The organism is Desulfopila inferna (genome assembly GCF_016919005.1).
In the GTDB taxonomy this organism is placed as follows: Bacteria; Desulfobacterota; Desulfobulbia; order Desulfobulbales; family Desulfocapsaceae; genus Desulfopila_A; species Desulfopila_A inferna.
Genome location: NZ_JAFFQE010000064.1, coordinates 1 through 404, shown reverse-complemented (window position 1 = coordinate 404; position 404 = coordinate 1). Strand labels below are relative to the sequence as shown.

Annotated in this window: 1 protein-coding gene; it reads left to right on the top strand. The window is 70.3% G+C overall.

Features of this window, described 5'->3' with window-relative positions; translation table 11 throughout:
- Positions 1-404, top strand: a 404-nt coding sequence (locus JWG88_RS21460) for an alpha-hydroxy-acid oxidizing protein (protein ID WP_205235859.1), incomplete at both ends; no start/stop codon positions are given.

The window sequence follows — 404 nt, the reverse complement described above, 5'->3', positions numbered from 1 at the left end:
CGCAAGAACGAGCACCTGGACCAGGTCCTGGCCACGCTGCGCACTCGGCCGGCGGTGAGCAATGGCTTCGAGGCCGTGCGCTTCGAACATTGCGCGCTGCCCGAGCTGGATCTGGCGCAGGTGGATTTGTCCGGCAGCCTGTTCGGCAAGCCGCTGGCGGCACCCCTGCTGATCAGCTCCATGACCGGCGGGGCGCAGCGGGCCGAAGCGATCAATCTGCACCTTGCCGAGGCGGCCGAAGCGCTCGGCATCGCCCTGGCGGTGGGTTCGCAGCGTGTCGCGCTGGAAGCCGGCGGCGATGATGCGGGGCTTTCGCGTGAGCTGCGCCGGCTGGCGCCCAGCGTGCCGTTGCTCGGCAACATCGGCGCGGCGCAACTGGTGCAGGGGTATGGCCTGGACCAGGC